Source organism: Bacteroides rodentium JCM 16496 (assembly GCF_000614125.1).
Taxonomy (GTDB): domain Bacteria; phylum Bacteroidota; class Bacteroidia; order Bacteroidales; family Bacteroidaceae; genus Bacteroides; species Bacteroides rodentium.
This window is the reverse complement of record NZ_BAKJ01000080.1, coordinates 1-8165: the sequence shown is the minus strand read 5'-3', so window position 1 is coordinate 8165 and position 8165 is coordinate 1. Positions and strand designations below refer to the sequence as shown.

The 8165-nt window shown below is 41.9% G+C and carries 9 protein-coding genes and 1 pseudogene; 5 read left to right on the top strand and 5 right to left on the bottom strand.

The genetic code is table 11. From position 1 onward, the window contains the following. A partial coding sequence (locus tag JCM16496_RS22415; protein ID WP_128809753.1) for a DUF4134 family protein occupies nt 1-126 on the bottom strand: 126 nt, incomplete at its 3' end. 265 nt (nt 127-391) lie between these two features. Here JCM16496_RS22415 and JCM16496_RS19875 point away from each other — a divergent pair. Both JCM16496_RS19875 and JCM16496_RS19870 read left to right on the top strand, forming a co-directional pair. Beyond that, nucleotides 392-1822, top strand: a complete 1431-nt coding sequence (locus tag JCM16496_RS19875) for a hypothetical protein (protein ID WP_025836297.1) — start codon at nt 392-394, stop codon at nt 1820-1822. 16 nt (nt 1823-1838) lie between these two features. Continuing rightward, complete coding sequence (locus JCM16496_RS19870; protein ID WP_025836296.1) at nt 1839-2819, top strand: bacteriophage abortive infection AbiH family protein; 981 nt, start codon at nt 1839-1841, stop codon at nt 2817-2819. A gap of 70 nt (nt 2820-2889) precedes the next feature. On the opposite strand, the gene JCM16496_RS19865 is transcribed toward JCM16496_RS19870, so the two are convergent. From JCM16496_RS19865 to JCM16496_RS22800, 4 genes are read right to left on the bottom strand one after another with little or no spacing between them, the layout of a single operon-like run. Continuing rightward, nucleotides 2890-3645 (bottom strand): DUF4122 family protein, encoded by a 756-nt coding sequence (locus JCM16496_RS19865; protein WP_117865831.1) that lies wholly within the window; start codon nt 3643-3645, stop codon nt 2890-2892. A gap of 2 nt (nt 3646-3647) precedes the next feature. Continuing rightward, complete coding sequence (locus JCM16496_RS19860) at nt 3648-4079, bottom strand: DUF3408 domain-containing protein (protein ID WP_025836294.1); 432 nt, start codon at nt 4077-4079, stop codon at nt 3648-3650. Then, a complete protein-coding gene (locus JCM16496_RS19855) occupies nt 4076-4840 on the bottom strand; it encodes a ParA family protein (RefSeq protein ID WP_025836293.1) in 765 nt (254 codons plus the stop codon). The genes JCM16496_RS19860 and JCM16496_RS19855 overlap by 4 nt, the downstream gene beginning before the upstream one ends. Nucleotides 4841-4859: 19 nt before the next feature. Beyond that, on the bottom strand, nt 4860-5021 hold the full coding sequence (locus tag JCM16496_RS22800; protein ID WP_159102482.1) for a hypothetical protein: 162 nt from the start codon (nt 5019-5021) through the stop codon (nt 4860-4862). A gap of 481 nt (nt 5022-5502) precedes the next feature. On the opposite strand from JCM16496_RS22800, the gene mobA reads away from it, so the two are divergent. The 3 genes and pseudogenes from mobA to JCM16496_RS19835 all read left to right on the top strand — a co-directional run. Beyond that, on the top strand, nt 5503-5961 hold the full coding sequence (gene mobA / locus JCM16496_RS19845; RefSeq protein WP_128809752.1) for a conjugal transfer protein MobA: 459 nt from the start codon (nt 5503-5505) through the stop codon (nt 5959-5961). Nucleotide 5962: 1 nt separating this feature from the next. Further along, nucleotides 5963-7215, top strand: a pseudogene (gene mobB / locus JCM16496_RS19840) (conjugal transfer protein MobB). 35 nt (nt 7216-7250) lie between these two features. Further along, on the top strand, nt 7251-8165 hold a 915-nt coding region (locus JCM16496_RS19835), incomplete at its 3' end, for a YWFCY domain-containing protein (RefSeq protein WP_025836291.1).

Sequence of the window (8165 nt, the reverse complement as noted above, 5' to 3'; positions counted from 1 at the left end):
GCCGGGGTCAAAATACGAAGTGACCATGTTGGTTGCTTCGGTAATGCCACCGATACCGTTACCCTGGGCGAAAGCCCCCATTGAAACCAGCAGCGTCATGGCTGCCAAAAAGAATCTTTTTTTCATGTGTCGAAACATTTAATTAGTGAGACAAAAAATCGTTTCGACGACAAATATATAGCACTTAATTTATTGATTTACAAACATTACGACCTATGACACCGTATGTCATCACGTTACACCGGGAGGGGATTATTTATATAAATTGATGTAGTTAATCTACTTGCAATCAACATCTATAAAATTTATCAATATACTATATAATATAAGCTAATCAATAATAGAATATGGCTAACTTTGTATTCTCTTAAACAAGCAAAATCAAAATGTTATGTGTATAATAAAAGAACTTTCATCAACTATTGATTTTATTAGTAGTTTTCAACAAAATGTTAAAATATCAGGGCTGCCATTTACAGATAGAAATGCTCAATTGTCTATCAATGATAGAGAATTGAGCCTTGATTTTCAGCTAACAACAGAAGAAGCTCTTAAAAGCTATAGCTCTGGATTCTTAAATCGTTTTTATGTAATAAGTAACAATGAAGATAAGTATGTAGTTCCAGATCAAAATGGAGTATTAAATGGAAGTATAAACTTAGGCAACTCTGATGCGGAATTACAAAATTATAATATTCGTATTTCACGATTGATGAATGGAAAATGGAATGAAAAAGAGAAATACTACTATAGATTTCTTTTGCCAATTGAAAAAGTTTTTTGGATTAGCGATATAAGAACTTTTGCTTATCAAACAGGTAGAAGTATGTATTTAGGTTTGATACCAATTAAATTTCCCGAAGGTGAAATTCAAATATATCCAGTATCTATAGGTGAACAGAAATATCTTGCAATAGAGTCTGAAATAAAATGTACTTATGAAATGATGCAAAAGTACATTTATTCAATTTCTTTATCATTGGGGTTAATTACGTCTACTATTCCTTTTGATTACGCATATATAATTGCAACAGAAACGGAAAACTTTACAGACGATTTAATATGCGGATTCACACAAATGAGACCAACTATTAAAGGACAATATAATTTCTTTACGACGAATATGTATTCTATTCGAGAATGTTTGAAAAGGAATCATGTTGATTATGCAATGAAACAACTGTATGATGGAGAAACATTTAAAGCCCATTTACAGGATTGGATACAGATTGATGAATTTGCAAAAATAGTCCTAATGTTATATGGAAAAGAAGCTTTAGCAAGAGCGACTTTGATTTTGATAGAATCATCCACTATGTCATTAGACTACCAAGGAGCAATGTGTGCTGTTGCGCTTGAAACAATTTGCTCAGCACTTGAAGATTCTAAAGATAAACCCTATATGAGTAATGATGATTGGAAAACAAAAGTAAAACCCTCGTTTGATGAATTGATCAATAGTCTTTGCAAAGAAAAAATAATTACAGAAGCTCATGCTGTCAATATGAGAAACAAATTAAATTCTTTTAATTTAGGATCAAATAAAGATAAGCTCTCTTTGCCATTCTCTAAAAGAAACTATACACTTTCAGAACAAGAAAAGGATGTAATTAATAGCAGGAATAGATTTCTTCATGGCCATATTCTTGGACATTGTTTTGAAGAGTCTTTTCAGGAAATAATGTACGCAAGTCTTGAATTACAAAAATTATGTGCATTATTGTTATTTCGAGAAAGTGGATTTCATGGATTGATTGTGAATAATGCTGTTTTGATGGGTCTTAACAAAGCCACTTCAGTAGAAGAACCAGTTTTAGTATAATTATCTTCTAATTTTTATGACAAAACATTTATATATAATAGGTAATGGTTTCGACCTTCATCACGAAATTAATAGTTCATACAAAGATTTTCATGAATGGATGTATGAAAATAATCCTGATGTAATTGAAAAAGCCGATGAGATTTATGGGATTTGCGATGACGAATGGTGGTCTGACTTTGAAAATCAATTGGCATCTTTGGATACCGTAAGATATAGCAGTGAAATTGCATTTGAAAATCAACCGGATTTAGCCTCAGATCATTGTGATAGGACATGGAATGATGCTCAAATTGAAGTCGAGAATCAATTAGAAGAATTATATTCTGATCTTAGAAAGTGTTTTCATGAATGGATCATGCAATTGAAGTCTCCTTTGGAATCAAGAAAAATAGATTTAATTATTCCAGATTCTGTATTTATAAATTTTAATTATACCAAAACATTAGAAAATCTATACGGAATAAATCAGCACAATATCCTTCATATCCATGGATGTGTTGATGAAGATGAAGATTTTATTTTAGGTCACGGCAAAGGCTATGAAGAATTAAAAAGTATAAATACGGTTGATTTGCCAGAACCTCCAGAAGATCTATCTGCTGAAGAATTATCTGAATTTTACGAAGAACATACAAGTGACGGACAAATGCTGCATGAACAACTTGCAGAAGATGCTGCAATTAGTGGCGTAGCTTCTCAGAGAAAACCTGTAGAAGAAATTATTAAAAAGCACAGCCAGTTCTTCAACACACTTGCTAAAATAACCAATATACATGTTTATGGATTGTCATTGTCTGAGATTGATGTACCATACCTTCAACACATATCATCAATAGTCGGGCCTGCGAAATGGGAATTTAGTGACTATAAAGGTACTAATTCATTCAAAATTAAACGATTTTGCGAAAATAATAATATTCACAATTACAATGTCATAGAATTGGAGAGCATAATTGATACCGCACAACTAAAAATCCCATTTCCTGATTTGTGACAATTGATTTTTGAAAAGGGCGCGCCGATATCACATCGACGTACCCGAAAGATGGCTACCAAAAGAAACATTAAACAAATTCATTTATATCAAAAGTCTTCATCTTCTTGGATGTGGACTTTCGTCTTGTCAATGGTCTGCCTGAATCATCCAGACATTCATTAAGCAAACGGTGTATCTTTTCTTGATTGCTCAACTTGTCTGTAAGAAAAGAAAGTATAACCGTGTCCTGCATCTTGTGATGTATAGTAGAAGCTGCGCGGATGGCTTTCTGTTCATCGGGAGCTTCTGACATCAGTACATCTGCCACATTACTTATGTCCTCAAAAGTCATAGCCGTATCAAAATCCGGATCAGGTTGTGTATCCACAGGAGCCATCAATTCTTCCTTTTCTTCTTCAGTCAGTCCCTTTTCCTCCCGGATTACATCCTCCGGATTGATTTCTGCATCTTCTTCTATGGGTTCTTTTTTCATGGGTTCGGAACGTGTGGGAGTTTTTCTCGCCACTTCCGGATCTTCCAAATAAACAATCTTTGTCTTGCCGATTACGTCATCGGCAGCATAAGGAATAGACGGAAGGTCGTTTGGTGGCGTATCTGTTTTTGCCACCGGTTTTTTACGCCTTGCCTTTTTACGGGCATTACGTGCCTTTTGCTCCATACGTTTCTTGCGATATTTCCATAGTCTGATACGGACAATACGCATCAAACAATAAATTTTGTCCCATATACCATACACCTGGCGGTTGAATATGAATATCCACAAATGCCACAATATAAAAATCAAACAGACTATCTTTACTACGAAATATATTTTTTCTGCCATATCTAAAATGGTTTTAATGGTTTATAATACTCTTTGTTGTACAATTCATTGATTTCCTCCCAATGCTGTTGGATATGTTCCACGAGGATATTGCTTATATACCCCGATATGCTCATGTCCGGGGCAATGACCGGAAGTACACGCTTGATACATTCGGCAACTTCACGGTTTATATAGACATGTGAACGGTTGGATGCGGGTATATTGACCAAATACTTTTCCCTATAGCTGTCTGTTTCCTCTTTCTTTTTCCGCGGCTTTGCGGAAACCGCTTTCTCTGAAGATGAATTGGCGGATTCTGTGACGGGAGGAACTTCCGGTTCCGGTTGTTTCGCATTTTCTTCAGCGGGCTTCTCCCTGCCGAAGACAGGTATGTCCCCGACAATGATATTCTTGAGGACTTCCTCATTCACTTCCACTTTTTTCTTTGTCATGGCTGTATCAGTTTAAGTTTGACAATCAGCTCTTCCGCCAGTTCTGCGATGCCGCTTCCTTCCAGTTGCTTGGCAGGAGGAGACAGCAGCGTACAGCGAAAAAAAGCACGTTTGGAATGGGTGATTTCTTTCTCATAGCGGCACAAGTCGGGAAGCGTATTTTCGAGAACAGTCAGGTGCAGTTCCTTCATTACTTCCGAGTACGACTTGTAAATTTCCACATTGGTCCGTTTTTTCAGTCTATTCCAGAAGAAGATGATATCCTTGAGTGGAACATCTTTCATGTTCCTGATATAATCGAGTACCGTTGTGGAAAAAGCAAGTGTACTCTGCATGATGATAAGATCCGGAGTAGTAGGCGTCAGCACATAATCCATATTGACGATAGTACGGAATACCCCCGAGGATTCCACTGTTCCTGGCAGGTCCACGAAAATCAGGTCATAATCTCCGTTTGCAGCAAGTTTGTCCGCAGCCTCCCTCGCCTTTTCTGCGGTGGATCCGACAACGGGATATGCTTTCTTTTGTACGCGTTCCCATTGTTGTTGCAGTAATTGCTGGTAATAGGTACTGTTGGCGACAGCCTTCTTGTCCCGTTCCCTCATACGTACAAGGCTGTGCTGGGGTGAATCACAGTCAATGATTGCCACGTTCAAATTTTTCTCGAAATGGAAGTAGCTGGCAAGGACTACCGTAAGGGCTGATTTCCCAACCCCTCCTTTCTGGTTGCTTACGGCAACAAATAAAGGTTCTTTGCTCATAATTTTTCTTTTTAAATGGTTATTGAATAATTGTCAGTTCCATCCATCCGTCAATCCGTGAACGCTTCTTTCCAACCAACCGCCGAATACTGCATCCGTTATCGGACTTATCCACCATTCCAGCCGATAGCGCATCTGTTATCATATCCGGCTTTCCGTTAATGGTCGGACTGTTGGTCATGACATTCCGATAACTGTCATTTCCTACATTGTTTCCTCTATTCCGATCGCTAACGGAAGCATCAGACAATATGACCACTATACCATTATCGGAAGTTCGGTTTCATCCGTTCACGCTGCAAATAAAAGGGTATTTTTTCATACCGGCACCATGTTTCAAGGGAGGTGACGACCTGTGTCACCGTTTGTCATCACGTTACATATAACTTGCTATTTTACAGTATAATAAACCGCCATAACTTTGCACCGACAACGAAACGGATACCGCTGCGGGGCTTTCCCGAAGCCGAAGAATGAGGCTGAAGTCAAACTCAATTTGACGGAAGGAAAATTCATGTTCAAGCGAACATAGCAAGTTGTGTTTTGGGCAGCCCGAAATATTTCGGGCAACCCAAAACAACTTGCCGCTCGCTTGACGGCTCGGGGTGGGATTCACTCCAAAGTCGTGAATCCGGGACGGAAGATCAGAAACAAAAACATCAATGCGTATGGAAGAAAACAAGAACAGAAAAACAAGAAAAAGTGCAGGCCGGAAATCAAAATCCGATCCTGCCGTGTACCGTTACGGTATCAAATTCAACTCACGGGAGAACGCGCAATTTGAACTCTCGTTCCAGAAATCGGGTATGGCTTACCGTGCAAGGTTTATTAAATCGGTACTACTTAACAGGGAAATCAAGGTGGTCAGAATCGACAAGGCGACGATGGACTACTATGTCCGTCTTACCAATTTCTACCATCAGTTCCAGGCCATCGGCAACAACTACAACCAGACGGTAAAGGCAATCAAGAACAACTTCGGGGAGAAACGGGCATACGCCCTGCTCCGCAATCTGGAAAAGGCGACCATAGATCTGGTGGTGCTGGGCAAGCGGATCATCATGCTGACCCGTGAGTTTGAAGAAACCTACCTTATCAGAAAACAGAGGGAGGAGGAATGACATGGTGGCAAAAATCAACAGGGGCGTGTCGCTCTATGGGGCTGTCATCTACAACCAGCAGAAAGTGAACGAGTCCATGGCACGTATCATTTCGGGCAACCGCATGATTGCCGATGTCACGGGCAATCCGGAGCATGTCATGAGGAACACGCTCTGGGCTTTCGAGAACTACCTGCTTGCCAACAGGAACACGGAGAAGCCGGTGCTGCACATATCGCTCAACCCTTCGGCGGACGACAAGCTGACCGACAACCAGTTCGCAGACCTGGCAAGGGAGTATATGCAGAAAATGGGGTACGGCGACCAGCCCTACATCGTGTATATCCACGAGGACATAGACCGCAGGCATATCCATATCGTTTCCACCTGCGTGAACGAGAAAGGGGAAAAGATTGACGACGCCTACGAGTGGAACCGCTCGATGGAGGCCTGCCGGGAACTGGAACGGAAGTTCGGACTGAAGCAGGTGGAGGACAAACGCAAGGAACTGTTGGAGCCGTACCTCAAGAAAGCGGACTATCGGAATGGCGATGTAAAGCAACAAGTTTCCAACATCCTCAAAAGCGTGTTCTCCACTTACCGTTTCCAGTCATTCGGGGAGTATAGTGCGTTGCTGTCCTGCTTCAACATCGAGGCGAAACAGGTCAGGGGCGAATTTGGAGGAACACCTTACAACGGCATTGTCTATACCCTGACAGACAATGCAGGCAAACCGGTATGTACGCCCATCAAGTCCTCCCTTATCGGAAAACGCTTCGGTTATGAAGGACTGGAAAAGCGTATCGGTTACAATACCCGTGAATACAAGAACAAGAAATGGCAACCCAAGATACGGAACGGGGTGGCACTCGCCATGCACGGCTGCCGGGGCAACCGGAGGATTTCATCCGTCTGCTCAACAGGCAGGGAATAGATGTGGTATTCCGTGAAAATGATGAAGGACGCATTTACGGCGCAACTTTCATCGACCACAGGAACCGGGAGGTCTATAACGGCTCGCGGCTCGGCAAGGAGTTCTCGGCAAATGCCTTTGAACGCCTGTTCAACGAACCGGGCAATATCCCGGACCTGGATGCTCCCACACCGGATATCAGCGGGCAAAGCAGTTTCTCTGCCGGCATGGAAGATGCCATCGGACAGGCTTTCGGGATCTTCAACTTTGAAGCAAACGGTCCCGACCCGCAGGAAGAGGCTCTTGCCCGAAGGCTGCAACGCAAGAAGAAAAAGAAACGCCGTTCACGGGGTATCTCCTGAAAACAATATTCATTCACCATTAAAATTATATAGTTATGCAACAGGAAGATGATTTGAGAGGATTGGCAAAGGTCATGGAGTTCATGCGTGCCATATCCATCGTGTTTGTTGTCATCCACGTCTATTGGTTCTGTTATCGGGCGTTCGTGGATGCGGGTATCAATATCGGAGTGGTCGACAGGATACTCCTGAATTTCCAAAGAACGGCAGGGCTTTTCAGCAACCTGCTGGTGACAAAAGTGTTCGCCATCATATTCCTTGCCCTGTCATGTTTAGGCACGAAGGGCGTGAAGAACCGGAGGATGACCTGGCGGAAGATATATACCGCCTTCCTTTCGGGGCTTGTATTGTTCTTCATGAACTGGTGGATGCTCGACCTGCCGTTCAGTCCGACAGCTGATGCCGCCATTTACACGGTAACGCTGACCGCCGGATACATCCTTCTTTTGATGTCAGGCGTATGGATAAGCCGTATGCTGAAACACAACCTTATGGAGGACGTGTTCAACACCGCCAACGAGAGTTTCATGCAGGAAACACGCTTGATGGAGAACGAGTATTCCGTCAACCTGCCGACCAAGTTCGTGTATCAGGGCAAGGAATGGGACGGATGGATCAACGTTGTAAACGTTTTTCGTGCGTCCATCGTGCTTGGAACACCGGGTAGCGGGAAGTCCTACGCAGTGGTAAACAACTACATAAAACAGCAGATCGAGAAATCCTTCGCGATGTATATTTATGATTACAAATTTCCGGACTTGTCCGAAATCGCGTACAATCATCTGCTGAAACACAGGGGACATTACAAGGTGAAGCCGGAGTTCTACGTCATCAATTTCGATGACCCGCGCCGCAGCCACCGGTGCAATCCCATCAACCCCAAATTCATGGTGGATATCAGTGATGCCTACGAATCCGCCTACACGATAATGCTCAACTTGAACAAGACC